The sequence below is a fragment of the Planococcus sp. RAB007_Raresut genome (assembly GCF_057369535.1).
The window spans coordinates 89,128-115,792 of record NZ_JBXYIF010000006.1 but is presented as its reverse complement, the minus strand read 5'-3'; the positions used below and the strand labels follow the sequence as shown (position 1 = coordinate 115,792).

The window sequence follows — 26,665 nt, the reverse complement described above, 5'->3', positions numbered from 1 at the left end:
ATATGGATTGAAACTATTTATCTGTCAATTCCGTACATTATAAAAAAGAAAGGCGGAGGATTTTAATGGCGGTTGAAAAGCGAAAGAAGGAAGACCGATGGTGGATAGCGGACTTAATAATTGGTGCTGGGGAATTGCTTCTTTTTATACCGCGAGGGATATTCCGAATCATTAAAGACATTATATAAGTATTGGTCCGGAAAGAGTTTAGGCAGGAACTTTCCCAGTAAAGGAGAAGCTCTTATATAGAAGGAAGCTGCCGATTATCCGCACTGATGGATTTCATGGTTAACTCGCGGCAGGAAAGGGTAGTTTTATTGAATAAAGCATTACCGCAAAGCGGAAAAAATTGAAGAGGAGAATGATGATGGAAATCTTAAAACGTTTTCGGGACATTATGACAAGCAATATCCACGCAATGCTGGACCAGGCAGAAGACCCAGAAAAAATGATCGATCAATATTTACGTGATTTGAACAGCGATCTCGGTAAAGTGAAGTCGGAAACTGCAGCGATCATGGCGGCGGAGAAACGCGAGCGCCGTGAACTTTCGGATGTGAAAAAAGAAATCGACGATATGCAGCGATATGCCGTAAAAGCGCTGGAAGCCGGCAATGAAGATGATGCGCGCAAGTTCCTGCAGCGAAAAGCAGAATTGACGGAACGTGAGCAAGGACTTCAGACAGCGGTCGAAATGGCGGCTGCCAATACGCAACAGATGCGTCAGATGCACGATAAGCTCGAAGAAGACATCGCTGAACTGGAGTCTCGCCGTGCTGAACTGAAAGGGAAAGCGTCAGTGGCGAAAACGCAAGAGCGCATGAATGAATTCAATTCCTCAATGGGCGGTGCAGGCGAACGGATTTCGGCTTTTGATGCAATGGAAAAGAAAATCAATCAGCAGCTTGATGAAGCACAGGCGATGTCCGAGCTCAATAAAGGCTCAGGAGATTCAGTGAAAGATTTAGCCAAGAAATATGACAGCGATTCAAATGTGGACCAGGAACTGGATTCCTTGAAATCAGGCATTAACGTAGATGATGAACTGGAAGCGTTGAAGTCCCAGGTGGGTAAAGGCGAATAATGACTGGCACCCAGCATAAAGATGTTGCGCAGAAGGGAGGAAGGCGGGTTGGTCACTCATTATAAATGCCCGAACTGCGGATCGGATATGGCGTTTGACGCCCCTTCCGGTAAATTATCCTGTCCAAACTGTGGTCGTCAGGATGATATCGAAACATTTCCGGAAGAAAATATCCAGCAGAAATTCGCTCCTGAAGAAGCGAAAGAATATCATTGTGAAAACTGCGGAGCCGTTCTACTGACAGAAGCGGAAACCACAGCTACGCATTGCAGTTTCTGTGGGGCTCCCGTCATACTTGCGGACCGGCTGACAGGAGATCTCGCTCCGGCGAAGGTGATTCCGTTCACTATCAGCAAAGAGGAAGCGGTAGCAGCTTTCAAAAAATGGACGAAAAACGGCAGATTGACGCCGAGGGGATTCATGAACGGCGACCGCATCAAGAAAATGACTGGCATGTATGTGCCGTTTTGGCTGTATGATATTAACGGTAAAGCTGAGGTAGCAGCCATCGGAACACAGATGCGCACCTATCAACAAGGTGATACGATCATCACAGAGACAGACTTTTACGACGTATACCGCGAAATCGACCTCAGTTATCTGAAAGTGCCCGCGGATGCGTCCGAAAAAATGGACGATGAATTGATGGATAAGCTTGAACCTTATGATTACAGCGATTTAAAAGATTTCAGGATGCCTTATCTGGCGGGTTTTCTGGCTGAGAAATATGATTTTGATGAAGATGCGCTGTTTTCACGTGTGGAATCGAAAATTGTTCCTTATATCGATACTTATATCGGAAGCACCATTTCCGGTTATTCAACTGTCAGCTACACCAATAAACAAATCAACGCCAATAAGAAAAAGGTATATTATACCCTATTTCCGGTGTGGATGGTTTATTACGATTTTGAAAATAAAGAACACACTTTTGCGATGAACGGACAGACCGGCAAAGTGGTCGGCAAGCCGCCGATCAGCGGAGGCAAGGTAGCTGCATGGTTTACGGGTATTGCCGTGTCGACTTTTGCGGTGCTGAAAGCCATCTCCTATCTGGTGGGAGGTGTTCTTTGGTGAGTAAAACGATATTAAAAACTAGTATGCTGTTTTTATTGCTTACACTATTGTTGCTGGTTGCAGGAACTGTGGCTTTTGCCCAGACAGACCAGCATATTTACGATCAGGCGGGATTGCTTAGTGATTCGGAAATCAGCGATCTCGAGGCATATGCTGCTGAAAAAAGCCGTGAGCAGGGAACCGAATTCCTTCTGCTGACGACTGACAGCACGGAAGGTCTGCCGATCGAAACGTATATGGGCGACTTTTTTGATGACCTGGCTGACGAAACTGGAACAGAAAATGCCGTTTTGCTGACGATCGACATTGGCGGGCGGGAATTCTATCTGGCCGGTTTCGGCACAGCCGAAAGACATCTTGATAATAATCGGGTTGAAATGGTATTAGACCGCATCACCCCTTACATGATTGAAGGCCAATATGCCAGCGCATTCCGCGAGACGATTGAGACCTCGGACCGTTATATGGAATACAATCCTGGCGTCAATCCCGAAAGCATCTTTTTCCAAACCTGGTTCCACGCAGCGGTGGCCTTGCTGCTCGGGGGTGTCGTTGTAGGTACGATGCTGTATAACTCCGCTGGGCGCAATACAACGACAGCGGCGACTTACATCGACCGTGACCATACACGCGTTACGAGAGATACAGACCGTTTCCGCAATAAAACCGTCACGAGACGCAGAATTCCGAAGAACAATAACAGCGGCGGTGGATTCGGCGGTGGCGGTATGACAGGCGGCGGCCGTTCCTTCAGTGGAGGCGGCAGAAGCTTCTAGCGCCAATCGAAATAAAGGAAGGAATGAGCAACATGGTTTTTTTCGGCAATCAATTTGCAGATGTAGTGGAATGGGACGAATTCCGCGATGATATGATTTTTTATAAATGGGCAAATAAGGAAGTCAAAAAAGGCAGCCGTTTGATCATCCGTCCCGGACAGGATGCCATTTTCCTTAATAACGGTAAAATCGAAGGGATTTTTGAAGACGACGGCGAGTACGATATCGAATCGGAAATCATTCCCTTTCTCTCAACGTTAAAAGGATTTCGTTTCGGCTTCAACAGTGGCATGCGGGTTGAAGTGCTATTCGTCAACACGAAAGAGTTTGTTGTGAGATGGGGCACCCAAAATCCGATTAACATCCCGGCGCCCGGACTTCCTGGAGGCATGCCAATCCGGGCGAATGGAACATTCCAGTTCAAAGTTAATGATTACATCAATCTCATCGATAAAATTGCCGGGGTGCGTACCAGTTATACAGTCGAAGATGTGAAAATTCGCATCACGGCAGTTCTCGACCAACTATTGATGAAGTGGATTCCAAAAGAAGGCAAGGATATGTTCAACCTCCAAGCCAACGCATATGATATTTCAAAAGGGATCCAGGATGATCTCGACATGCAGATTATGGATGACGGCATGAAAATCACCGGTTTCCAGATTATGAGCTTCAATTATCCAAAAGAAATTCAGGATATGATCAATAAAAACGCGTCCCAAGGAATGGTGGGGGACGTTTCCAGATACCAGCAGATATCCGTTGCTGATGCGATGGGCAAATCATCCGGATCAAATACCGCTTCAGATATGGCCGGCATGATGATGGGCATGAACATCGCGAAGGAAATGATGAATGATCAGAAAGATTCCAAAGAAGGCGGAGAAGATTCCGCTAAGCAAACGAGTAGTTCCCAATCCGACAGCGGAAAAGCGCCGAACTTCTGCCCGAATTGCGGCGAGAAAGTCAACGGCGCCAAATTCTGCCCGAACTGCGGACAGAAACTTGCCTGAGTCAAACCTTTTAAAACAGGAGTAGAATCCGCGTTACCGGGTAAACCATAAGCAAATACTTTTTACCAGGAGGGATTTCAATGGCAAGAAAAGGTACAGCGGGCCGTACACCTGAAAAGCAGGTAGGCGCACCGGAATCAGGGATCGACAAAGCGATCAACAAAGTGAAAGAGACTTTTGACGGAGATAACGAAGCGACGGATTACGAAGAAGAAAAAGGCAGGGACCAACAGGAAGATGCAAAAGAGTATTCCAAGAAAGTCTCTGATGAGCGTCCGAACAATCCGCGCCGAAATGAATAGGAGCAGAAAGAAAAAGCGTTGCGGCAAACCGTATGGGTTAGCTGCAACGCTTTTTTCATGCCTGAAAATCAGTATTTATAAGATTGGCCGCCGTCGATCGGGATAACGGAAGCATTGATGAACTTAGCAGCGTCTGACAATAGGAACGCAACAAGGTTGCCGACTTCTTCGGGTTTACCGAAACGTTTCATCGGATTGACACTGACAAATTCTTTGCCGGCAGCTTCCCAATCATCGCCTGCCATCTGTTTAAGCGAGCCTTCGACCATTGGGGTCATGATAGCACCAGGCGCAATAGCGTTGATGCTGACACCGAATTCGCCGTATTCGATACCGGAGTTGCGAGTCAAACCAACCACACCGTGTTTGCTGGCTGCATAACCGGACTGGTTGCCGACGCCTCGGATGCCGCCGACCGAAGCCGTGTTGACGATTGAACCATAGCCTTGTTCTTTCATGACTTTGAGTACATATTTCATACCATAGAAAACACCGTTCAAGTTGACATTGACAACTTTTTCGAATTCATCCGAGCCGTATGCTTCCGTCAGGTTCTGTTTGCCTTCGATACCGGCATTGTTGAAGAACCCATCAATCTTACCGAATTTCCCGACTGTAAAGTCCACATAGTTTTTCACATCTTCTTCATTGGTTACGTTTGCTTCGACGGTTTCAATTTGCGCGTCTGAAGCTGCAGCAAGAATTTCTTTTTTGCTTTCTTCCAGTCCATCTTTGCTCATATCCACGAGCACGAGCTTGCCGCCTTGTTTGGCGATCGATACCGCCGCAGCGCGTCCAAGGCCCGAACCTCCGCCTGTAATGATGACGACTTTGTCTTTGTAATCAATCATTGTCCATCTCTCCTTTTTTTGATTATGCTACACTGAATTTACAGCTACTATTTAAATGTATACCCGTGCGAAGAGGGGCTCAATCAGTAGATTCTCCAGACATTTGCCATCGGATTCCGTGTGGAGTGACAGATGACAGCCGACCCCTAAGTGTAAATTACAGAGAATCGGGAAGGTAGAAAGGAGAATGGGAAGGAGAGAAACAAATGAAAGCAATTGTAATCGATCAATATGGCGGAAAAGAAGAGTTGAAAGAGCGTGAGCTGGACCGTCCAAGCATTGGCGGCAATGAGGTACTAGTTGAAGTGCATGCCACTTCAATCAATCCGATAGACTGGAAATTACGTGAAGGGTATTTGAAAGAAATGCTTTCTTTTGAATTTCCGATCATACTCGGGTGGGATGCGGCAGGAGTAGTAGCAGAAACGGGTGGAAATGTTAAAGATTTTCAAGTGGGTGACCGGGTCTTTGTCCGTCCGGAGCTGACCCGTGAAGGAACCTATGCAGAATTTATAGCCACGGAAGAACGTTTGCTGGCGAAAATGCCCAACAGTATGACATATGAAGAGGGCGCTGCTATGCCGTTGGTAGGTTTGACAGCCTGGGAATGTCTGGTTGAAGTGGCTGGCATCAAAGAAGGCGATAAAGTACTGATTCATGCGGGAGCTGGCGGAGTGGGCACACACGCCATTCAAATAGCGAAGAGTTTTGGTGCTTATGTCGCAGCTACAGCCAGTGAAAAAAATGCAGGGCTGCTCAAATCGCTGGGTGCCGATCAGGTCATTGACTACAAATCAGAAGCATTTGAAGATGTGGTGAAGGATTTTGACATCGTGCTCGATCCGCTGGGAGGCGATATCCAGTCAAAAAGCTTCAGTGTGTTGAAAGAAGGCGGCACGCTGGTGTCGATTGCGGAACAGCCATCTGAAGAAGAAGCGGAAAAGTTTGGCGTCAAAGCAGCTTATGTCTTTCTTCAGCCTGATGGCAAAAAATTGCAGAATCTGGCAAAGTTGTTTGAAGAGGGCAAGCTTAAACCGGTGATTGATGAAACTTATGATTTTTCAGCTCAGGGATTGAAAGATGCCCATGCTGCCAGCGAGACGAATCATGCACAGGGAAAAATCGTTATAAAAGTGAAGTAATAAAAAGTATAATAAAAAAATAATTGGAAAAATCATCCGTTATGCATTTTAATCCCTCGAAAGGGTAGACAATGATTAGGTAGGACAGACAAGAGCTTTGTTCAGTTTCGGTTTGAAGATCTGACCTATACTTGAAAGAATCACTATCAATGAAAAGGGGCGCATACCGTGGCAGAAAATAAACACTATCGGGTCATTTATCATTTAGGCCAAGGCGTTGAGGCTGTTCAAATTGTAGAAGCGGGAAGCCCCAAAGAAGCTGCTTGTGGATTGGATAAGAAAGAAATGAAAGACTTTCTAGGAGAAAATGATACGTATTTTCAATTTAGAATGGAAGAAGTAAAAATGGTGAGTGTTAAAGAAGTGTGAGTTCAATTATTGAGACTGCTATGTCCGGCTATCAGCTGGATATAGCAGTTTTTTCATTAAATGTAAGGATAGAAATTATAGAAAAAAATTTATGTACATATTAATAATGTTACTATTATAAATAAACTGACGAATCGAGGAAATATATGATGGAACACTTACTGGCAAGTATGAAGATAGTGGGAGATGACACTATACAACGAATACAGCTGAAGCATCGGCAGTCTCTTGTGGATGCCTTCAGTTTACAGCAAGGTATGCGTATTCTGGAAATCGGCTGTGGCCAAGGAGATACAACGGTTGTTCTGGCAGATGCTGTGGGGGAAGAAGGACATGTGCTTGCGGTTGATATTGCGGATCCGGATTATGGCGCACCTATAACGTTAGGGGAAGCGACTTCCGAAATCGCCGCATCTGCTCTCGGCAGCCGTATCGATTTCAAGCTTCAGACCGATTTTCTCGACTTGCCTGAGGAGAGTTTTGATGTGGCGATACTATCCCACTCCTCGTGGTATTTCCGTAATCCCGAACAGCTTCTCGAATATTTTAAAAAAATGCGGCGCATGGCCAAGCGGATCTGTATTGCTGAATGGGATATCAATTTTACCCGCATGTCCCAACGGCCGCATTTTGCGTCAGCGGCAATTCTTGCGCTGTACAGTGAATTTATTGACAATGAAGGCAATATCCAGCACGTCTTCGATTCGCGGCAATTGCAGGGAATGCTGGAGACAGCAGGGTGGACAGTCCGGCATACCGCTGTAATTGATGCCGGCTATTTGCAGGATGGCAAGTGGGAAGCTGATTACGCAAAGAGTGTCCAGCCGGAATTTTCTGATGTGCCTGAACGAATTCAGTCGTTGGCCGCGAGCCTTTATGGGATGCTTGAAGTTGTAGAAACTGATAGCTTGGACAGTTTTGTCATAGTTGCGGAATAAAAGTAATCAGGGGAGGGCTAAACATGATTTATGTGACACTCTTAAGGGGCATAAACGTCGGCGGCAACAATAAAGTTGATATGAAAGAACTGAAAAATGTGTTTGAAGAAGCGGGAATGTCACAAGTTAAGACCTATATCAATTCTGGAAATATCATTTTTGCAGACAGCAATCACTCTCAAATAGAATTGCCGGCTGTTTTGGAAGCGGCAATTCTGGCTCATTTCAATTTGAGTATCAAAGTGCTTGTTTATAGCTTTGATCATTTTCAGCGGATAGCTGCAAGTATTCCGGATAATTGGACTAACGATCAGAGCATGAAAAGCGATGTCTGGTTCTTATGGCCGGAATCAGATGATGAGGCTGTACTGGAAAAGCTGACAATTAAGCCGGAAATCGACCGGGTGTCATATGTTGCTGGCGCAGTTTTATGGTCTGTCGATAAGGAGTACGTTACGAAAAGTGGCATGCAGAAAGTGATTGGAACTAAACTATATAAATTGGTGACCATCCGCAATGTCAACACAGTAAGGAAATTACTTGGGTTGATGGAAGAGATCGAATTGGAAGAATAAGCGGAAAGCAGAAGTAATGGAATTATTTCTTCAATCCAATAAAGTCGGAAAAAAAGAGCCACTGCATCCGCAGGGGCTCTTAAATATTTATCATGTTATACCGCATCATTCCGGAATATGCGGCAAGTCTTTCGTGTTTGGATTATTGATGATGTGATGGATCAGATTAGACTACTTAAATAGTTTTCCCCGTAATATCAATGATAAACTTATGTCAAATAAAACAGAAAACCCGCACCCTGCTAAGCAAGGTGCGGGTTAAAATTAAATTTTTATAGTGGAGTGCTGCTGATTCATTAGCGTTCGGCTGCAATCATCAGTCTTTTGCTTTATCGTCGCCATCCTTCACGCGGTCTTTCCAGTCGTCTTTGTTTTCATTGACGTAGTCTTTGCCTTTTTCTTTGTACTCGTTACCGTGGTCGTCCAGATGAGTTTTGCCTTTATCCGTCGCTTTGTCTTTGGCGTCGTTGAATTTGTCGTTAAAAGCCATTACATACTCCATCCTTTCGTTCGGTTATTTCATACATTCTTTATTTACCCTTTTTAGAAGCTTTAACGCGGTCACAAAGTAAATTCGTTCCTAAGCCTTAACGATTTTACCGCTATTCTGTGCTTCGCAATCAGTTTAATAATGAAATAAGAAACGAAAAACCCTCCGCGAGATGCGGAGGGTTCTAAGATTACTGGAGGTTTTCGAGATGCGAAAAACCATTAATATTAGCTTGCCGATCATAAAAGACCCGTAGCCGATCACAAACACGTTTTAACCGCTTCCACCTCAAGAAAGCTGCATTTTTCCCTTCAAAAATAAACTCTAAAGTTCCGCAAACTCCGGATCTGCGACTTTCACCAATTGTTTGCCGAGATTCGATCCTTCAAACAGGCCGAAAAATGCCTTAGGAGTGTTTTCAAAACCTTCAACGATTGTTTCCTCATATTTCAATTTGCCTTCCTGCAGCCATTTGCCTAAATCAGTGGCACCAGTCCGGAATTCAGATGCGTAATCGCCAAGAGTGAAGCCTTTCATCATGGAGCTTGTCGTGATGAATTTCCACTGGATGCGCGGTCCGATATCTCCGCCTGGCGTATTATAAGATGAAATGGTTCCGCATAATACGACACGTGCTTTATTGTTCAGCTCCCAGATGACTGCATCGGAGACTTCGCCGCCGACATTGTCGAAGTAGACATCGACGCCGTCAGGCAATGCCTGTTTCAAATCTTCTTTAAAACTGTCCGATTTATAGTTCACTGCAGCGTCAAAACCGAGTTCGTTGATCAAGTAATCGATTTTTTCCTGTGAACCGGCGATGCCGACAGCGCGGGCGCCTTTCAACTTCGCGATTTGGCCGACAACCGAACCGACAGCTCCAGCAGCACCCGAAACAACGACTGTTTCGCCAGCTTGCGGCTTGCCGATATCAAGAAGTCCGAAATAAGCAGTTAAACCTGTTAATCCTAAAATACCCAAACGCGTTGTAATCGGGGCGATTGTCGGGTCCACTTTTTGGACTTTCTCCGCTTTGGCGATATTGTATTCGGCCCATTTCAGCGTGCCGTTTACGATGTCGCCCTTTTTAAGCAGTTCAGAATTCGAGTCTACAACTTCAGCAAGGATACCGCCGGAAATCGCTTCGTTCAATTTATATGGAGCGACGTAGGATTTTACGTCCCGCATGCGTCCGCGCATATATGGATCGACCGATAAGTAAAGGGTTTTCAGCAAGACTTCTCCTTCGCCGGGTGATCCAATCTCTTGTTCGACAAAAGCAAAATCATCGTTGGATGGCGTGCCTTCAGGGCGGTTCGCCAAATGGATTTCTTTATATGTTTTCGGTGTCATTTGTATTCCTCCTTAAAATTCATTTCGAAAAAATCGTACCATTGTAAAAGAATGGAATCAAAAATAAGAGCCTGCAAGCTTGAATTCTTGTAGTGGAATAAAGGCTATGCTATTTTGAAATAACGAAGCTAAATGAGAAAAGAGGAAATTATAATATGAAACCTGAATTTAAATCTTTATTCGAAGAAATTACTTTGCCTAATGGTGTGGTATTGAACGACCGGTTGGGGGTTGCACCAATGACAACCTATTCAGGTAACGGCGACGGCACGGTATCGGACGAGGAATTGGCTTATTACCGCCGCCGTTCCGATATTGGCAGCCTGTTCATTTCAGCGTGTATCGCAGTATCTGAAAACGGCATTGCATTTCCGAACCAGTTTGTGGCTTTCAAGGATGAGGTTCTGCCGCGCTTGACGCAGATGGCCACTGAGATGAAAACGAATGGCAATAAAGCCATTCTCCAAATACAGCACGGCGGACGCCAGGGGCAGCCGGCGTTAATAAAAACCAACGAAACAGTTGCACCGAGTGCAGTGGAAGGTCCCGCTGGCAGACCTACTCCTCGCGCGTTGACATCAGATGAAATCACAGATATCATCCGTGATTTTGGCGAAGCGACACGCCGTGCCATTGAAGCCGGCTTTGACGGCGTTGAAATCCATGGTGCCAACACTTATCTGATTCAGCAATTCGTCTCGGAAGTCACGAATCGCCGTGAAGATGAGTGGGGCGGCAGTCTCGAGAACCGCCTGAAATTCCCCTTGGCTATACTTGCAGAAGTAAAACGAGTGGCAGCAGAATACGCGGATGAGCAATTCATCATCGGTTATCGTTTGTCGCCGGAAGAATACAGCCAGGAAGGCACCGGTTATACAATCGAAGAAACCAAAATTCTGACCGATAAATTGATTGCCGGCGGCATTCATTATCTGCATGTTTCACTTATGGATTTCCAAAAGCTGCCGCATGTAGACAAAGCGGAAGGCAGCATCGTCGAAATCCTCTCTAAACAGATCGCTGGCCGTGTGGCATTTGTCGTCGTTGGAAGTGTGAAAAAACCGGCGGAAGCTGTCGCCGCTCTTGAAGAAGGAGCCGACATCGTCGTGATGGGCCGCCAAGCATTGGCTGATCCGGAGTGGACAGCGAAAGTGAAATCAGGCAAAGAAGATGAAATCAATGAAAACGTTCCTAAAGAAATGATCGGTAAACTGGATATCCCTGGACCGCTATGGGAACGGATGGTCACTTATAAAATGGTGGAAATCGAAGAAGAAGTTGAAGTTTAATCCCAATAGCTGAATTGAAAAGCTCCCTGACCGTTATTCGGCCAGGGAGCTTTTTGGTTGTCTCAAACAATTCATGAAATTAAATTAAACTTGCTATTTCGTGCTCGTGAATCCGCCGTCGATGCGGATCACGTCGCCGTTGATGTATTGCGCTTTAGATGTCAGCAGGAAGTGCACGAGTTCCGCGACTTCGTCCGCTGTACCAAGGCGTTTTTGCGGGATGCCGGCTTCCGCGTTCTTCTTCATCTCGGGATTGGCGTCGAAATAAGCTTTGACCATCGGCGTTTCAGTTGGTCCCGGTGCCACGGCATTGACGCGCAAACCATCTTTAGCATATTCGGCAACAAGTGATTTTGTCATGCCGACGATGCCGTGCTTGGTCGCTGAATAAGTGACGACCGTATCCTGGCCGATGACGCCGGCACTTGATGCCGTATTGACGATTGAACCCCCGCCGTTTTTCACCATCACTTCCGCCACATAACGTAGTCCGTAAAGCGCGCCGAGCATATTGATGCCGACAATCTGTTCGATTTCTTTTATATCGGTCTCAAGGAAGTATTTGCCGCTTCCTGAAATACCGGCATTATTGAAGAAATAATCGATTGAGCCAAAATGTTCCACCGTTTTGTCGACGTAATTTTTCACTTCTTCCGCTTTCGAAACATCAGCTTTGATGAAGAGTGCATCAGCTCCGAGTTCTTTTACTTTGCTGACAGTTTCATCGACGCCTTCTTCATTTACGTCGACCACTGCGATATTGATGCCGTCCTGGGCCATACGCAGTGCGGTTGATTGTCCCAGTCCACTGCCTGCACCTGTGATAATTGCCACTTTACTCATAACAAAATCTGCCTCCTGTTTTATTTATTGCATACGAAATTTTTTGTATGCTTCCCATAATACGAGTACCCGATTTCGAAAGTGGCTAATCAGCAGGAAGATTCGGACTGTTTATTCAAGTTGAAAACCGGGAAGAGTCAGTAAATAAGTGGAAGTTAACTTACTCGAGGAGGAATTTAAGTTATGGCTGAAAATGCACCGACACACAAAGAAGAATTGAAGATCGTCAATGATTTGATCAAAGATATCGAAGTTGCGATGTTTACAACGATTGTCGATGGTAAACCCGTATCCCGCCCGCTGCAGACACAAGAAGCGGAATTCGACGGCGAGCTGTGGTTCCTGACATTAAAAGATACGGACAAGTACCAGGAGATTTTGGAGAATCCCGCCGTCAACGTGGCCTATGCAGGGAAATCGTATGTATCAATCAGCGGCTCCGCGCAGTTTATCGATGACCTGGATCGCAAAAAGGAATATTGGAATCCAATTTTCGATAAAATGCTGAATACAACATATGATGATCCAAACGTCATTCTGATCAAAGTGACTGCCGAAACAGCGGAATACTGGGAATCCGGCAACATGGCGAAAACCGTTAAGAATTTTGCTAAAAAGCTGACAGGCAATGAAGACGAAGGCGATAAAAAGCAGATGAACGATACGGTGGAATTTAACTAAAGACTTTTTAAGAACTACTGAACAATTCATTACCCGCAGGCTTTCATATGGCCTGCGGGCTTTTCTTTTTGATACGGGTTTATTAAAATCAGAAACTCGCTTACAGTTAAAGAAAGAATTAGTTGCAGAGGATGAAACCGATGAAAGTATTTGCTTCCCATGATGAACAAATTACGATATTGCAGAACCGCGGACTGCTGGTGCCGGACAAGGCGGCTGCCCGGCGCATCTTGTCACGCGAGAATTATTATGCGCTCATTGATGGTTATAAGGAACCGTTTATGGAGCGGGACGAACGATTGAATCCATACGGCCAGGAGATGTATCAGGCAGGAACGGAATTTGGCCATATTTACGCGCTGTACCGTTTCGACCGTGAATTGCGGATGCTCATGCTCAATGAATTGCTGAAGTTCGAAAAGAATATCAAATCGAAAGTGGCGTATCGCTTTTCAGAAAAGTTTAAAGACATGGACTCTTTCCTGGAGCCGGCTAATTACAGCGGGGACACGGAGCGTCATCACGAACGGGACCGCATCATTTCAACACTTTATAATCTGATCAAGACCCATAAGAAACGCGATCGTGTGAAATACCCGGCCATCCGTAAATTTTTCGATAAGCACCGAAATGTGCCGCTATGGGTCCTCGTCAATTTTCTGTCGCTTGGGCAAATCACCAATTTCTATTCCGTAATCGATGATGAACTGCGCGAACGCATCGCCCAGGATTTTGCCGCCGAGTTCAGCGAAGAGTATGAACCCTTGCAATTAAAGGCAAGTGAACTGGATGCCTTATTGCGCATCGCTTTTCCGTACCGCAATAAATCGGCGCATGAAGAAGTGCTGTACCGTTACCGGCTGGCGCATCCGGAAGAACTCATTGACGTCGATGCGATGCTCCGATTGCCGGCGGGAAGCCTCGGGAAAGGCACGGTCTATTCGATGGTGAGCCTTTTGAGGCTGGTGCTCGCGAAAGAAGAGTACGAAGTGTTTTCGGCGGAATTGGAACGGCTGATGGCGGAACTGAAAGCGGCGCTGCCAGGCCGTGCGTATGGTGTGGTTATGCGGGATACGGGTTTTCGGGAGAATTGATTAGCTGATTTCAGTGAGAGACGATATTTTTCGAACACCCGGCATCGGATGGCGGTGTTGAACTCCGAATAGAATTGTAGAAGAAGGGAGGTCAGGTTATGAATATGCTGAAAGATATGAATGAATCGCTGCAGTATATAGAAGGACATTTGGACAGTGACATCGATTTTCAGGAAGTCGCGGACATTGCGGGCGTTTCGGAATATCATTTTCGGAAGCTGTTTTCTTATTTGTCCGGCATGACGCTGAGCAGCTATATCCGCAACCGGCGATTGTCACAGGCGGCTTTCGATCTGCAGCGGGGCGGCGAGCGTGTACTGGATGTAGCAGTGAAATACGGCTACGATTCGGCGGATGGTTTCAGCCGTGCTTTTCGTGAGTGGTCGGGTGTGCATCCGTCGGAAGTGAAGAACAGTGATGCCTTGAAGCTGTTTCCGCGCCTGACTTTCCAATTGACGATTCAAGGAGGAATGGATATGGATTACAGTATCGCAGAAAAAGAAGCCTTTAAATTGGTGGGCATTAAAAAAAGGGTGCCGATTGTCTTTGAAGGGCAAAATCAGGAAATCATGAATATGGCTGGTTCCATCACACCTGAGCAGCGGGAGAAACTTGGCCAGATGCGGAATACGGAAGTCAAAACAGTGGTGAACGCATCCTTTAACTTTGACGCGGGGCGCAATGAAGAACAGGGGGAACTCGATCATCTAATCGGATCCATCACGACTTTGGATGCTAATTTTGGAGAGTTTGATGTGGTGAACGTTCCTGCGGGCAACTGGGCAATTTTCAAAATGGAAGGGCCATTTCCGGGTGTACTCCAGGAAACGTGGGGGAAAATCTTTTCGGAATGGCTGCCGTCTTCTAATTATGAACTGAGGGAAGGTCCTGAAATCTCATTTAATGGTGATATGGGTGATTTCGAGAAGGTATACAGCGAAATCTGGCTTCCGGTGAAGAAACAAGGTTTGTGAAAGCAGGTTTCAGTTTGATAATTCGACAAAAGCAGGCCCGCACATCAGCGGAGCCTGCCTTTTCGAATTCTATGAGCGGTATTTGGGATTCTATGATCACTCAGAAGATTCTATGATCACTCAGGGGATTCTATGATCACTCAGCGAGTTCTATGATCACTCAGCGAGTTCTATGATCATTCAGGAGATTCTATGATCACTCAGGGGATTCTATGATCACTCAGGGGATTCTATGATCACTCAGGAGATTCTATGATCACTCAGCGAGTTCTATGATCACTCAGGAGATTCTATGATCATTCAGGAGATTCTATAATCACTCAGCAAAAATCATCCGAGCAAAAGCACTAAAAAGCAGGTCACGCACATCAGCGGAGCCTGCTTTATTTCTTATCAATCAACTAGCTTCCGGAAACTCTTTCGCTACTTTATCTTCCACTTTCTCGATGACAGTTTCGTTATAGATCAGCTCTTCTTCCAATAAAATCATATAGCCTTCGTAAGGTGACGCGGAGTTGATCAGCTCATATGCTTCGAGATAAGCTGCCGTATAGTAATAACCGAATTCCATCTCCTCATCTTCAAGAGAGATTGTATCCGCTTCCCTAACCAATTCCAAGGATACCGCCGGATCAATAAGCAGATAAATTTCAGCAAGTGTCATGAGATCATCAAGGCGGTAATCGGGATTTCCGTTTTCGAGACGGTCTTCCATGAAAGTGATGGCTTCGTCATATTGATCCTGCATCAAGTAAAGATCAGTCTGCATCCAGGACAGATGATTTAAATCTTCTTCCGACGCTGTTTCCTTTAATTCATCTATGATTGTTGCCGCTTCTTCAAAATTCCCTGTTTCCATCGCTTCATAAGCTTCATCGTATTTTGACTGTTCCGCTGTACTTTCTTCAATCATGTCATCGAGGAAAGTTTCCTGGAATTCGGCAAGCTCCATACCCGTCGCTTCTTCAAGCATGGCGTAGAATTCACTCGGCATCGTGGCAGAAAGAAATGTCGGCAATAGCGCCTCACCATGTTCATTGACCAGCGCTTCGACTGCCAAAAAGCTTTGGATATACGGGTCGTAAGTGCGGGAATACGTATTATGGAAAGAATAATCGTAGTCCAGCAGTTTGAAATCAGTGATCTCCACATCTTCAAGTGCATACCAATCGCTGGTCTCACCGGCCAGATAATCGGCGACACCTTCTTCAAACCATAAGGGCAGGCGGGTCTCAGATAGGCCATATTTCTGTGAATACAAATGGCTCTGATGGTGGCTGTATTCATGAAGAAGGATGATATCCCATGAATAATCATCCGGAACCAAATGGATTTCCTGGCTGTAATAATCATAATAGCCCATGGCTTCCTCATAGCCGGACGCTTCAGATAATGTATCAAAATCATCATGGAAGACAATCGTTAAGTCACCCATTTCTTTATTGCCATAGAAGTCAGCGATGCGTCCTTTTTCTTCTTCCAGAAATGCATCGATTTTATCGATCTCGTCTTTAGTCGAAGCAGTGAAGGAATAAACCACGCCGTTTTTCTCGATGCTGCCAATCGTGCTGGAATTCGAATTGCTGTTCCAGAGAGAAGATGCCAGCATTTGAGTCTTTTCAGCAGCTGAGAAGTTTTTAGTCAGCTCTTTAGCTTCCAAGAAAGTATTAGCGGCAGCGAACAGGCCGATCGCCGAACTGAGGTATACAGTCAAAATCAATAAAGCAGCGACTTCCATCCGGCTCTTGAGCCATATTCTTTTAAGATGTCCACTTTGAATTCCATACAGGCTGAAAGCGAGTCCAGCTACACAAAGCACCAGCAGCATGAATGATACAAGAATGCCTAAAACGAGCCCCTGGCTGAATATGAGCCAATAGCTTCCGATACTGAACCCAAGGAATAAAACAGATAAAATTACTACTTTCCACAATACTTTCATGTCTTCCTCTACTTTCCATCTGGATTGTTTTAAAACAAAATTCTGCCGAAAGGAAAAGTAGAGTGTGTCGCTGGATTCAGCTTTGACTTGTATTTTTCGCCTCGGAAAAGGACTATCAAGTTTCTAAAATCAGATTATATACTTGTAAGTTTTCTATATATTAACATTTAAGTGTCCCGGAATATATCTATTTTTAATGTGTATATAGTCCTGACTTAATATCATTGAACATGAAGGCATAATTGACTTAATTAAAGATAAAATGGATTCTATCACCAAAACGATATGATAAAGTTAAGTCAACCAGCTAGAAAGCTTTAAGGAGGAAATGAAATGGGCCTATTAACTGGCAAACTCGCCATTGTAACAGGTGCGAGCCGCTTGAACGGCATCGGAGCTGCAATCTGCAAGGAACTGGCGGAGAATGGCTGCAATATCTTCTTCACCTACTGGACAGCGTATGACAACAGTATGCCATGGAAAATTGAAGCGGACGAACCGGCCCAGTTGAAAGAGGAATTGAAGCGGTTCGGCGTGAAAGTGACGTCTTTGGAAGTGGATCTGTCACAAGCGGCAGAACTGGAATCGTTGCTTAAACAGGTGGAAAGCGAGCTCGGTCAAGCTGATATATTGGTGAACAACGCTGCTTATTCGACGGATACCGATTATTCCACTTTGACCATCGAAGAGCTGGATCGGCATTACCGTGTGAATGTGCTTGCTACGACTATGCTGAGCAGCGGTTTTGCCAAACGCTTTACGAAAAAATCAGGGGGACGGATTATCAATCTCACGTCAGGACAGTTCAAAGGCCCGATGCCGGGTGAACTGGCTTATGCCACGACGAAAGGCGCGGTTGACGCATTGACAATCACCTTGTCAGCGGAAGTTGCACCGCTTGGAATCACCGTCAATGCGGTGAATCCTGGACCGACTGACAGCGGATGGATGACATCCGAAATACAAGATGCGCTGCAGCCTCGATTCCCATTCGGACGTCCAGGTGAACCGAAAGACGCGGCGATATTGGTGAAGTTCCTGGCAAGTGACGATGCAGCGTGGATTACGGGTCAGATCATCCATTCGGAAGGCGGTTTTACACGCTAAAGCCCAAAGATTGTTTGAAGATGACAATCAAAAAGGAAAGCCCCGATCATCCATCGGGGCTTTCCTTATAAAATTAATCTCATTTCGTAAATTGAATATCTCGGGTCTCCTGAAGTTCAGCGAAATCGCTTAGCAGCTCATTATGGTGGCCGATGATCTGTTCAGCGCTCATCGTCTCTGAATCCCATGTGCCGTGGGCGTCTTTTGCCAGCGTCACATTGAAACCGTGCTTACTGGCACTTTGTGTTGTGGCGTCTATGCAATACTCAGTTTGATTGCCAGCAATGACAAGGTTTTGAATTCCTTTCGATTTCAATTCTTCGAGTAAAGAAGTTTCTTGGAAAGAATCCGGAATTTTTTTCTGGATAATCAGGTCTTCCGCTTGCGGCTGGATCGATTCGTGAATCTGCCAGAAATCTGTGCCTTCCACAAGGCCGGCATCGTTATGCTGTACGTAAATAACAGGCACGCCCGCTGAACGCGCTTTTTGAATCAGCGTTTGAAGATTCTCAAGCAGTTTATCACTTTCATGGACTGGATTGGCAGGGTCGAACATTTCATTTTGGGCATCGATGATCAGCAGGGCCGTATTCGGCATAGGACCGTCTCCTCTTCGTGTATTCTTTTTGTTTTATTCGACAGCTGTGTCCTAAAACCTTCTCGAGCAGTATAAATAAAAAAGAGGTTTGTTTTTCAGTTACCTTATGGTAGGATTTGGGTAACAAATAAATTATGCACTAGGGGAGCCGCTTTTTGGGCTGAGACAAGCATAGCTTGGACCCTTTGAACCTGATCTGGATTATGCCGGCGGAGGGAAGTGGTAATTGCAGGCTTATTGTGATGCAACCACTCTGCACTGCTGTCCATATCTTTGGAAGCTGTGTATTTTTTTGTGCAAAAAAAGGGGGAGAAGCGATGGGGGAAACATGGGGGTTCATCGATTCAGGCCATAACAGCGCCTCATTTAATATGGCTTTGGATGAACTGTTGCTGGAATGGCTGAGCAAAGGGGAAATCGGTCCAACTATCCGATTATACGGCTGGTCGCCGGCGGGAATTTCAGTCGGCCGCTTTCAGGATGCCGATAAAAAAATCGACTTTCAGCAGGCGTCAGCTTACGGAGCGGAAATCGTTCGCAGGCAGACGGGCGGACGCGCTGTGCTTCATGATCAGGAATTGACTTACAGTGTGGTGGTTCCGGAAACGCATCCGGCCATGCCGCGTTCTGTAAAAGAAGCTTATCTGGTCATTTCAAAAGGTTTATTGGAAGGATTCAAGGAACTTGGCATTGAAGCGGAGTTTGCGATACCCGAAACGTCGATGGAGAAAACGGATTCAGCTGTTTGCTTTGATAAGTCTTCCTGGTACGAGCTGTTGGTTGATGGGAAAAAGGCAGCGGGCAGTGCCCAGATGAGAAGAAAAGGCATCATCCTGCAGCATGGGTCAATTCCGATTGAAATTGACAGCGTGAAGTTATTCGATTTATTCACTTACCCTTCACTTGAAATAAAACAGCGCGCAAGGGATGCGTTCAAGGATAAGGCCATCTCCATCAACACGGCGACTGGAAAATCGGTTGATTTTGATAGAGTGAAGGCTGCTTTTAAACAGGGATTCGAAAAAGGGCTTGGCGTTAAATTGGAACCGCTTACGCTGTCGGATAAGAGATTGATCGAAATCAATCAGCTGGCGGAAACGAAGTATAAAAATCTTGATTGGAGTTACTCAACTAAAAATTAGGAGGAGTTTAAATGTCAAAACAAGAAGAATACATACGGAAACCGGATTGGCTGAAGGTGAAAATCAATACGAATGAATCGTTTACAGGACTAAAGAAATTGATGCGTGAGAAAAAGCTCAACACGGTATGTGAAGAAGCGAGATGCCCGAACATCCACGAATGCTGGAGTGAACGAAAAACCGCTACTTTCATGATTCTCGGAGATACCTGCACGAGAGGATGCCGCTTCTGTGCGGTCAAAACAGGATTGCCGAATGAACTTGATCTGGGCGAACCGGAACGCGTGGCGGAATCTGTAGAAATTATGGGTTTGAAGCATGTCGTGGTGACAGCGGTTGCCCGGGATGATCTGAAAGACGGCGGTGCCGCTGTTTTTGCTGAGACGGTGCGTGCCATCCGCAGAAGGATGCCGGCAACGACCGTGGAAATCCTGCCATCCGATATGAAAGGCGATTACGAAAGCCTCCATACGTTGATGGACAGTGCACCGGATATTTTCAACCATAATATCGAAACCGTCAGACGCCTGACGAAGCGGGTGCGTGCCCGGGCGATGTATGACCGGTCACTTCAATTGCTGGAGCGGGTTAAGGAAATTGCGCCGAACACACCAACGAAATCGAGTATCATGGTCGGGCTTGGTGAAACGAAGGAAGAAATCATTGAAACGATGGACGATCTGCGTGCGCACAATGTCGATATCATGGCGATCGGCCAGTACCTGCAGCCGACTAAAAAACATTTAAACGTGGAACGCTATTATCATCCTGATGAATTCGCCGAGCTGAAGGAAATTGCATTGTCGAAAGGCTTCAGCCATTGTGAAGCAGGGCCGATGGTGCGCTCTTCCTATCATGCAGACGAACAGGTCAACGCAACGTCGGCACAGCGCCGCATCAATTACATGAAAGGCTACGAGTCGCAGGGCAAGAAGCTGGAAGTGGAGTCTTTTTGACATGATATAGTGAAAAGCCACCGCCTATGCGGTGGTTTTTTTCTCTCATTTTGTGCTCAGCGCAAATAAAAACTGAGCTGCGCAAATAAATCTCGCTCAGCGCAAATAAATCCGAATCTGCGGAAACAAACCCGCCCTATGACTTACAACAGGGGAGAATATCCTTTAATCACCTATAAAAAAGTAAAAAATTCACCACAAACAGAAAAAAAGACCACCGTAATCGGTGATCTTTCCAATTTTCCCACTTAATTTTACGTCAGACCGTCAAGTCGTTCTCGGATTTGATTCGGATGGCATCCTGTAATAATTTCTGGAGAACGGCGGCAAAGACTGCGACGACAAGCGAAGCGAAAATGACGAACAGCCCCATGATGATCGCCGGCGCGTCATCTGCCATTGTCAGCATATAAAGGAATGGCATCTCGATCAAATAGACAATGATGATGGCAATCGCACAGCGTTTGATATTGCGGATGGCTTTTACGGAAAAGGTGGAGAAAGCTTGGTTGCGGTCAATATACCCAAGGAGTTTCAGGGATTGGTACAGCGCAATGAAAAAAGGGATCATCCCGATATACATGCCGATTAGCAGCGGATATTGCAGATTTTCAAGTTCCGGCAAAGCCCAGTATGGGGAATTCGGATCGAATCTGGATAAGCCGTAGATGCACACAGCGAGTACCGGAAGGCCGACGAGAAAGACAGCGGCTTTTAAGACAGCTGTTGAACTTCGTTTCATCTTAAACACCTCATTAAATAATGTTGTTAATGAGATAATACACCATTATTTATTGAATATCAATAAATAATTATCTTAATTTGATGTTTAATTATTGTTCAATTAATTAAAAACTTATAAGTATTTCTGCAGCCCTTTATAAATCTCCACGATTTCATCCTGTTTGATGCGTACGAGTCCACTCGAGGAGGGGGCAACGAATTCTGCGATTCCGGGAATGACAGGATCGCTCTGTTCACCCCAGGGAGCAACACGTTTTTTGCTGTATTGCTGGTACACACCTTTGCCGACGAAGCAGACGGCTGCCGGCTGATAGCGTTGAATTTTCTTTTTCAGCTTTTCTGCCCCGATCCGATATTCATCCTTCGATATCTCTGCCGCCTCTTTGGTAGGGCGGGCTACTATATTCGTCAATCCAAGACCGAGCTCCAGCAGTTTGCTGTTTTCTTCAGGGCGGAATTTCCGCGGCGTCACACCCGCCTGATGTAGGATTTTCCAAAAACGGTTATTCGGATTCGCGTAATGATAGCCGGTTTCGGACGACCGGATACTGGGGTTGAAGCCGACAAACAATATCTTCAAACCCGGTTGTATATGATCAGGAATCGGTTCTAAATGCAATAGGGGATCCTCCTTTAAGTGAATGAGCATGTATTTATCATACCCGATTTGAACAAAGCAAATACTGAACACGAATGAAGTACTTCTTCCTGTTTATGGCAGTTCCAAAGTACTGAATTTCCATAATAATGAAACCGACATTTCCTATAAACGTATCTGAACGGTAGAATTAATCCAGGAGGAATGATGTTTATGAAACTTACCAATGCAAAGTGGCTGATGATAATAGGACTGTTGCTGCTGGCAATCGTTGCCGGCTGCTCGAAAGCTGATGAAGAAGCGGTGGCGGAAAAAGTCCCGGCGGAAGAAAAGAAGGAAACGGCAGTGGAAGAAAGTGATGAAGAAGAATCGGCGGAAGCGGAGGAAATCAATGTTCCGGAAGCAGCCATACATAATGTCGAAGAAATGGTGAAAGAAAAAGGTAAATATGTTCCCAATAAAATGACAGATCAGCAAAAAGAGGATTTATATAAGGAGCTGGAAGAGGCTCCTGCCGGGATGTCTGGGGAAGAAGCCTATTCGCTGGCCGTTTCCTTATTGGCGGCAGACGTGGAAGAAGCCGCCACAATCATAAACGAAGTGGATCCGGTCATTAAAATCGATTCTGCGACACCTGAGGATGAAATTGACATTCCAGACACTGAAACGGTCAATGTCGCGATTCTATTGGATGCAAGCGGCAGCATGGCGGGGGAAGTGAGCGGCGGCCAGAAGATGAAACTGGCCAAATCAGCGATTCAAAAATATGCATCGGATCTGCCGGAAGGAGCGAATATCATGCTCCGCGTCTATGGCCATGAAGGAACCGGAACGGATGCTGATAAAGCCATGTCCTGTGCCAGCAATGAAGTTGTTTATGACCTAGGTTCTTATGATGAGCAGAAATTTGCGGAATCGCTTGAGCAATTTGCTCCTGCCGGGTGGACGCCTTTGGCAGGTGCCATCGAAGCGGCTGAAGCGGATTTGAAAGAACAAAAAGGAGAAAACGTCCGCAATGTGGTCTACGTTGTCAGTGACGGCATCGAGACATGCGACGGTGATCCGGTTGCGGCTGCTGCATCGCTGAACGAATCAGACATTCAAGCGGAAGTGAACATCATCGGATTCGATGTGGACAATGAAGGGCAGAAGCAGTTGGAAGCCGTAGCAAAAGCAGGAAACGGTAAATACAAATCGGTTTATTCCGAAAGTGAATTGAACGAATATCTTGAACAGGAATACAGCCGTCTCTACTGGGAATGGCTGGCGTGGGGGAATGACCGCAAATTGGAAATCCTGTCACAAAGCAACGATATCTACGGGGAGCTTCTGGCGGCCAACAACGATGTCAGCTTCCTGTCACTGGCTTCAAAAAATGAAATGTACGCCATCCACTATGATTTGAAAGAACTTGAAAAGTTCAAGGACGAAGCAGCAATGGACAGGTATCTCGAATTGATCGATACAAGATATGAAACAGTCAGACAGCATTTCAAACAGGAATCGGAACGCAAAGACGAAATTCGCAAAGAAGTTTATGAAAAGCTTCGTGAACAAGTCGACCAGCTCGAAGAAGAGAAAATGGACGAATACAAAAATTGATCAAAGAAAGCCAGCTACCCGGAAAAATCCAGGAGGCTGGCTTTTACTGATTTATTACTTTTCTGTTTCCGGATCCACGGATATCTGCCATTCAATACCGAAACGGTCAATCAGATTTCCGTATAGCGGACTCCAAAATGTTTCCTGGAGATCCATGCTGATCATGCCGCCTTCTGCGAGCTTTCCAAAAATGATTCTCGCTTCTTCCTGCTCATCGAGCGTTAAAGTAAGCGAGATATTATTTCCTTTTCGGTAAGATATCCCCATCCCGGGCGGCACATCCGAAATCATCAGGTAATCGCCATTCTTCAAAACGATTTGCGCATTCATGACCATGTCTTTCGCTTCTTCCGGAACCCCTTCCATGTCGTCGCCATTTGCATCACCGTAGGTCATCAGCCCAATTAAATCGCCGTTTAAGACATCGGTGTAGAAGTGGGCAGCTTCTTGTCCTTGTCCGTCGAAATTCAAATAAGGAAATATTTTAGTAATCATGATTGACCTTCTTCCTTGGGTTTTTGCAGCTCATTTAAATATTCAGCCAGTCTGTCATAAGTTTCTGACATTCCTTCAACTGCTTGCATATCGATGATTTTCTGCAACTCTTCTTCAGATTCGAATCGTGTGCGGGAGGTTAGTGTTGTTTGTTTGCCTTCTTCAGAAAAAACCAATTGTACAAACATTTTCGGCATGCCGGACAGCTCATTGCCGTATTGATCGGCAAATGCGTCTTCATAAACCAGCCGTTCTTCGGGAATGACTTCCTGATAAACAGCTTTGCCCCAGGATTCCTGTCCGTCTTCCGAAGAACGCATGCAATAATGCCAAACACCATTCGGTTCGACTGCCATTTCATAGCTGTGCGTCTCCCAGCCGGTTGGCCCCCACCAGCGCGCGATTTTGTCCGGACTGACATGAGCTGCATAGACGAGCTCTTTCGGTGCCTCAAAACTGCGCTCCATAATCAGTTCGCGTCCTTCTGTGCGGGTTCGTGTATCTTTCGTCGACATTGGATGATCCTCCTTCTGCCTCAGATGACCGATTGCTTTCAGCAGCCTCCTTTCTTAAGGATTAACCGGTTTGTCACTTACAGTATATCTATTTTTAATTTAAAATAAAACGAAAATTCAGTTATTATTTTACTCTTGTTATTGTTTAAAGATTATCAATTTCAACCGGTTCGATTTTGTCGGCCGGTTCGAATCCGAAGATGCGGCTGTAAAAATAGAACTCACCGTCAATGGAGCGTTTGATATTCTCAGCTTTCCGGAAGCCGTGTCCTTCGCCTTCGAATTCCAGATAAGCGACAGGCAGACCTTTTTTACGAAGAGCTTCGACCATCGGCACAGCCTGATTCGGCGGCACCACTTTATCGTCAAGACCTTGGAAAAAGATCACGGGACACGATAAACGGTCGGTGAAATGGATCGGCGAACGTTCGTGGAATACATGTTTTTCTTCAGGATAAGGTGCAATGAGCCCGTGCAGATAATGCGACTCGAATTTATGGGTTTCCAGTACAAAACTTTCCAGTTCGCTCAAACCGAAATGGCTTGCGCCAGCCTTGTAAATATCGGTAAAGACGAGGGAAGCGAGCGTCGTATAACCGCCAGCTGATCCACCGGCGATAGCGACTCGGCCATGGTCCACGTCCCCGCGGTCAATAAGATATTGGACGGCGTTGGCGCAGTCTTCGACATCGACAATGCCCCATCGGCCTCTCAGGCGGTCCCTGTATTCCCGCCCATAACCGGTTGAACCGCCGTAATTCACATCAACCAGCGCAAAGCCGCGGCTGGTCCAGTATTGCTTCACCAGATTGAGTGCGGAAGAAGTGGCGCCGACCGGCCCGCCATGTGCATGTACAAGCAATGGCGGCTTTTCACCTTTAGGCGCTGTAAAGTCTGGATTGCTTGGTGCATAGTAAAGCGCGTGTGCTGTTTTATTGTTGGCTGTCGGAAATTCGATTGCTTCCGGCAGCGATAAATAATCAGTGTCTATGAGGACTTCTGATGCGATCTTTATATCTTCCAGCTTCAATGAATCTGTGTCCATTACCGTGATCCGTGGAAACTCTGTCGGCGACGCTGCAATAAAAGCGACTTTATCTCCGCTCGACTGAAGAGATGCAAAGGACGTGAATCGATTCGTTATGGGATTCAGGCGTCCATTCCAGACATCCACGCTTGCAAGCTGCCGCATGCCGTGCTGCGAATAAGAAGCGATGATCGTATTTTCATCGATAAAGCAATAATCCGATTTGCCGAGCACTGAACTATGTGAACCGAATTCCGCTTTGACCGGACAGACTTCTTCTTTGCGGCTGCCATAACAGCGCATCAGATTCCACCAATTGCTGTGGTCTGACAGGAAATAGAGTGTGCCACCTGGTGACCACAGCGGTTGGACAATAGATACACCGGAGCCGCCGGTCAATTTTCGGTTATTAGAGAGTGTGCCATCTTCATTAATATCAGCCACCCATAATTCAGACTCATCCCACGGCATATGCGGATGACTCCACGTAAGATAAGCCAGGTGCTTGGCATCCGGGCTTACCCGTGGATTCGAGTAGAAATCGTTGCCCGAAACGGCAATCTTCTGATCGCTTCCATCCGCATTCATCACAACGATGGTTGTTTCGGGAGTAAGTGAAGAATTTGTGTGATCTTCACGAATCCAATAAAGGCGTTGATTTAGCCGGTCGATTCCTGCATCTGCATAGCGATGGTTTGAGTCGGATGTAATCTGTTTCGGCTGATTTTCACCTGTTTTCAAATATAAAAGATTGTCTTCAAAATTGGAGAAATAGAGACGTTCGCCGAAGACCGCGAAAGGTGCGCCCCCGTATTCATGAACCCGTGTCCGGACATTGAAAGGGGCAGGTGTCTGTAAGGCCGGCACATTATCCAAAGTCTTTTTCATGACCCGGCTGCGGCCGCTTTCAGAAGGAAGGCGTTCAAGCCAATAAAGATCATTTCCTTCATAAGCGATGCCTTCAAGGGCTACTGTATCCTTTATTATCAATTCACTGGTAATCGGCGACTTCCAGCTGCCGTAAGGCATTATTTTTCTCTCCATCAGAAAACGCCTCCTGTTCAATATAAGTACATTAATTTTAACAG

28 protein-coding genes and 1 riboswitch are annotated in these 26,665 nt (G+C 45.9%); of the genes, 17 read left to right on the top strand and 11 right to left on the bottom strand.

Annotated elements, in window-relative coordinates; translation table 11 throughout:
- The first annotated feature begins 367 nt into the window (after positions 1–367).
- The 5 genes from AC2Q9J_RS13340 (at position 368) to AC2Q9J_RS13320 (ending at position 4,252) form a co-directional block, all read left to right on the top strand.
- A complete protein-coding gene (locus AC2Q9J_RS13340) occupies positions 368–1,084 on the top strand; it encodes a PspA/IM30 family protein (protein WP_499040655.1) in 717 nt (238 codons plus the stop codon).
- 48 nt (positions 1,085–1,132) lie between these two features.
- Positions 1,133–2,161 carry a TFIIB-type zinc ribbon-containing protein gene (locus tag AC2Q9J_RS13335; protein WP_499040653.1) on the top strand — a complete coding sequence of 343 codons (1,029 nt, stop codon included), beginning with the start codon at positions 1,133–1,135 and terminating at the stop codon, positions 2,159–2,161.
- Positions 2,158–2,937 (top strand): TPM domain-containing protein, encoded by a 780-nt coding sequence (locus AC2Q9J_RS13330; RefSeq protein WP_499040651.1) that lies wholly within the window; start codon positions 2,158–2,160, stop codon positions 2,935–2,937. Before AC2Q9J_RS13335 ends, AC2Q9J_RS13330 begins: the two co-directional genes overlap by 4 nt.
- Positions 2,938–2,969: 32 nt before the next feature.
- The gene (locus AC2Q9J_RS13325) at positions 2,970–3,950 is read left to right on the top strand and encodes an SPFH domain-containing protein (RefSeq protein WP_499041063.1); all 981 of its coding nucleotides are present in this window, start codon (positions 2,970–2,972) and stop codon (positions 3,948–3,950) included.
- An 80-nt stretch (positions 3,951–4,030) separates the two neighbouring features.
- The gene (locus AC2Q9J_RS13320; RefSeq protein WP_499040649.1) at positions 4,031–4,252 is read left to right on the top strand and encodes a hypothetical protein; all 222 of its coding nucleotides are present in this window, start codon (positions 4,031–4,033) and stop codon (positions 4,250–4,252) included.
- A gap of 68 nt (positions 4,253–4,320) precedes the next feature.
- Here AC2Q9J_RS13320 and AC2Q9J_RS13315 read toward each other — a convergent pair whose 3' ends face one another.
- A complete protein-coding gene (locus AC2Q9J_RS13315; RefSeq protein WP_499040648.1) occupies positions 4,321–5,103 on the bottom strand; it encodes an SDR family oxidoreductase in 783 nt (260 codons plus the stop codon).
- Positions 5,104–5,309: 206 nt separating this feature from the next.
- Between AC2Q9J_RS13315 and AC2Q9J_RS13310 the strand changes: the two genes are divergently transcribed.
- The 4 genes from AC2Q9J_RS13310 (at position 5,310) to AC2Q9J_RS13295 (ending at position 8,127) form a co-directional block, all read left to right on the top strand.
- Positions 5,310–6,245 (top strand): NADP-dependent oxidoreductase, encoded by a 936-nt coding sequence (locus AC2Q9J_RS13310; protein WP_499040646.1) that lies wholly within the window; start codon positions 5,310–5,312, stop codon positions 6,243–6,245.
- A 168-nt stretch (positions 6,246–6,413) separates the two neighbouring features.
- Positions 6,414–6,614 (top strand): hypothetical protein, encoded by a 201-nt coding sequence (locus AC2Q9J_RS13305; RefSeq protein WP_499040645.1) that lies wholly within the window; start codon positions 6,414–6,416, stop codon positions 6,612–6,614.
- A gap of 149 nt (positions 6,615–6,763) precedes the next feature.
- Positions 6,764–7,552, top strand: a complete 789-nt coding sequence (locus AC2Q9J_RS13300) for a class I SAM-dependent methyltransferase (RefSeq protein ID WP_499040643.1) — start codon at positions 6,764–6,766, stop codon at positions 7,550–7,552.
- A gap of 23 nt (positions 7,553–7,575) precedes the next feature.
- On the top strand, positions 7,576–8,127 hold the full coding sequence (locus AC2Q9J_RS13295) for a DUF1697 domain-containing protein (RefSeq protein WP_499040641.1): 552 nt from the start codon (positions 7,576–7,578) through the stop codon (positions 8,125–8,127).
- Between the two features lie 316 nt (positions 8,128–8,443).
- On the opposite strand, the gene AC2Q9J_RS13290 is transcribed toward AC2Q9J_RS13295, so the two are convergent.
- Together AC2Q9J_RS13290 and AC2Q9J_RS13285 are read right to left on the bottom strand one after the other, a co-directional pair.
- On the bottom strand, positions 8,444–8,617 hold the full coding sequence (locus AC2Q9J_RS13290; RefSeq protein WP_499040640.1) for a hypothetical protein: 174 nt from the start codon (positions 8,615–8,617) through the stop codon (positions 8,444–8,446).
- 324 nt (positions 8,618–8,941) lie between these two features.
- Positions 8,942–9,970 (bottom strand): NADP-dependent oxidoreductase, encoded by a 1,029-nt coding sequence (locus tag AC2Q9J_RS13285; protein ID WP_499040638.1) that lies wholly within the window; start codon positions 9,968–9,970, stop codon positions 8,942–8,944.
- 155 nt (positions 9,971–10,125) lie between these two features.
- On the opposite strand from AC2Q9J_RS13285, the gene AC2Q9J_RS13280 reads away from it, so the two are divergent.
- Positions 10,126–11,259: an NADH-dependent flavin oxidoreductase gene (locus AC2Q9J_RS13280; protein ID WP_499040636.1), complete on the top strand. Its 1,134-nt coding sequence runs from the start codon at positions 10,126–10,128 to the stop codon at positions 11,257–11,259.
- A gap of 93 nt (positions 11,260–11,352) precedes the next feature.
- Here the strand turns inward: AC2Q9J_RS13280 and AC2Q9J_RS13275 are convergent, their stop codons facing one another.
- On the bottom strand, positions 11,353–12,102 hold the full coding sequence (locus AC2Q9J_RS13275) for an SDR family NAD(P)-dependent oxidoreductase (RefSeq protein ID WP_499040634.1): 750 nt from the start codon (positions 12,100–12,102) through the stop codon (positions 11,353–11,355).
- Positions 12,103–12,285: 183 nt separating this feature from the next.
- Here AC2Q9J_RS13275 and AC2Q9J_RS13270 point away from each other — a divergent pair, with 183 nt between their 5' ends.
- The 3 genes from AC2Q9J_RS13270 to AC2Q9J_RS13260 all read left to right on the top strand — a co-directional run bounded on the left by AC2Q9J_RS13270 (position 12,286) and on the right by AC2Q9J_RS13260 (position 14,851).
- Complete coding sequence (locus tag AC2Q9J_RS13270; RefSeq protein WP_499040632.1) at positions 12,286–12,783, top strand: pyridoxamine 5'-phosphate oxidase family protein; 498 nt, start codon at positions 12,286–12,288, stop codon at positions 12,781–12,783.
- Between the two features lie 140 nt (positions 12,784–12,923).
- The gene (locus AC2Q9J_RS13265; protein ID WP_499040630.1) at positions 12,924–13,877 is read left to right on the top strand and encodes an Abi family protein; all 954 of its coding nucleotides are present in this window, start codon (positions 12,924–12,926) and stop codon (positions 13,875–13,877) included.
- Between the two features lie 98 nt (positions 13,878–13,975).
- Positions 13,976–14,851: an AraC family transcriptional regulator gene (locus AC2Q9J_RS13260; RefSeq protein ID WP_499040628.1), complete on the top strand. Its 876-nt coding sequence runs from the start codon at positions 13,976–13,978 to the stop codon at positions 14,849–14,851.
- 397 nt (positions 14,852–15,248) lie between these two features.
- On the opposite strand, the gene AC2Q9J_RS13255 is transcribed toward AC2Q9J_RS13260, so the two are convergent.
- Positions 15,249–16,793: a hypothetical protein gene (locus AC2Q9J_RS13255; RefSeq protein ID WP_499040626.1), complete on the bottom strand. Its 1,545-nt coding sequence runs from the start codon at positions 16,791–16,793 to the stop codon at positions 15,249–15,251.
- A gap of 333 nt (positions 16,794–17,126) precedes the next feature.
- Here AC2Q9J_RS13255 and AC2Q9J_RS13250 point away from each other — a divergent pair, with 333 nt between their 5' ends.
- The gene (locus AC2Q9J_RS13250; protein WP_499040625.1) at positions 17,127–17,900 is read left to right on the top strand and encodes an SDR family oxidoreductase; all 774 of its coding nucleotides are present in this window, start codon (positions 17,127–17,129) and stop codon (positions 17,898–17,900) included.
- A 79-nt stretch (positions 17,901–17,979) separates the two neighbouring features.
- On the opposite strand, the gene AC2Q9J_RS13245 is transcribed toward AC2Q9J_RS13250, so the two are convergent.
- Complete coding sequence (locus AC2Q9J_RS13245; RefSeq protein WP_499040623.1) at positions 17,980–18,498, bottom strand: cysteine hydrolase family protein; 519 nt, start codon at positions 18,496–18,498, stop codon at positions 17,980–17,982.
- A 131-nt stretch (positions 18,499–18,629) separates the two neighbouring features.
- Positions 18,630–18,733: riboswitch (TPP riboswitch) on the top strand.
- Between the two features lie 82 nt (positions 18,734–18,815).
- Between AC2Q9J_RS13245 and AC2Q9J_RS13240 the strand changes: the two genes are divergently transcribed.
- Positions 18,816–19,640 carry a lipoate--protein ligase family protein gene (locus tag AC2Q9J_RS13240; protein WP_499040621.1) on the top strand — a complete coding sequence of 275 codons (825 nt, stop codon included), beginning with the start codon at positions 18,816–18,818 and terminating at the stop codon, positions 19,638–19,640.
- Positions 19,641–19,651: 11 nt separating this feature from the next.
- Complete coding sequence (lipA, locus tag AC2Q9J_RS13235) at positions 19,652–20,596, top strand: lipoyl synthase (RefSeq protein WP_499040620.1); 945 nt, start codon at positions 19,652–19,654, stop codon at positions 20,594–20,596.
- Positions 20,597–20,855: 259 nt separating this feature from the next.
- Here lipA and AC2Q9J_RS13230 read toward each other — a convergent pair whose 3' ends face one another.
- Both AC2Q9J_RS13230 and mug read right to left on the bottom strand, forming a co-directional pair.
- Positions 20,856–21,338: a DUF2975 domain-containing protein gene (locus AC2Q9J_RS13230; protein WP_499040618.1), complete on the bottom strand. Its 483-nt coding sequence runs from the start codon at positions 21,336–21,338 to the stop codon at positions 20,856–20,858.
- Positions 21,339–21,452: 114 nt separating this feature from the next.
- Positions 21,453–21,989 carry a G/U mismatch-specific DNA glycosylase gene (gene mug, locus AC2Q9J_RS13225; protein WP_499041062.1) on the bottom strand — a complete coding sequence of 179 codons (537 nt, stop codon included), beginning with the start codon at positions 21,987–21,989 and terminating at the stop codon, positions 21,453–21,455.
- Between the two features lie 162 nt (positions 21,990–22,151).
- Between mug and AC2Q9J_RS13220 the strand changes: the two genes are divergently transcribed.
- Positions 22,152–23,540, top strand: coding sequence for a vWA domain-containing protein (locus AC2Q9J_RS13220; protein ID WP_499040616.1), 1,389 nt, complete (start codon positions 22,152–22,154; stop codon positions 23,538–23,540).
- Positions 23,541–23,594: 54 nt separating this feature from the next.
- Here AC2Q9J_RS13220 and AC2Q9J_RS13215 read toward each other — a convergent pair whose 3' ends face one another.
- From AC2Q9J_RS13215 to AC2Q9J_RS13205, 3 genes are all read right to left on the bottom strand, one after another.
- The gene (locus tag AC2Q9J_RS13215; RefSeq protein ID WP_499040615.1) at positions 23,595–24,035 is read right to left on the bottom strand and encodes a VOC family protein; all 441 of its coding nucleotides are present in this window, start codon (positions 24,033–24,035) and stop codon (positions 23,595–23,597) included.
- The gene (locus AC2Q9J_RS13210) at positions 24,032–24,550 is read right to left on the bottom strand and encodes an SRPBCC domain-containing protein (RefSeq protein WP_499040613.1); all 519 of its coding nucleotides are present in this window, start codon (positions 24,548–24,550) and stop codon (positions 24,032–24,034) included. The genes AC2Q9J_RS13215 and AC2Q9J_RS13210 overlap by 4 nt, the downstream gene beginning before the upstream one ends.
- A 145-nt stretch (positions 24,551–24,695) precedes the next feature.
- Positions 24,696–26,621, bottom strand: a complete 1,926-nt coding sequence (locus AC2Q9J_RS13205) for a S9 family peptidase (RefSeq protein WP_499040611.1) — start codon at positions 26,619–26,621, stop codon at positions 24,696–24,698.
- Between the last annotated feature and the right edge of the window lie 44 nt (positions 26,622–26,665).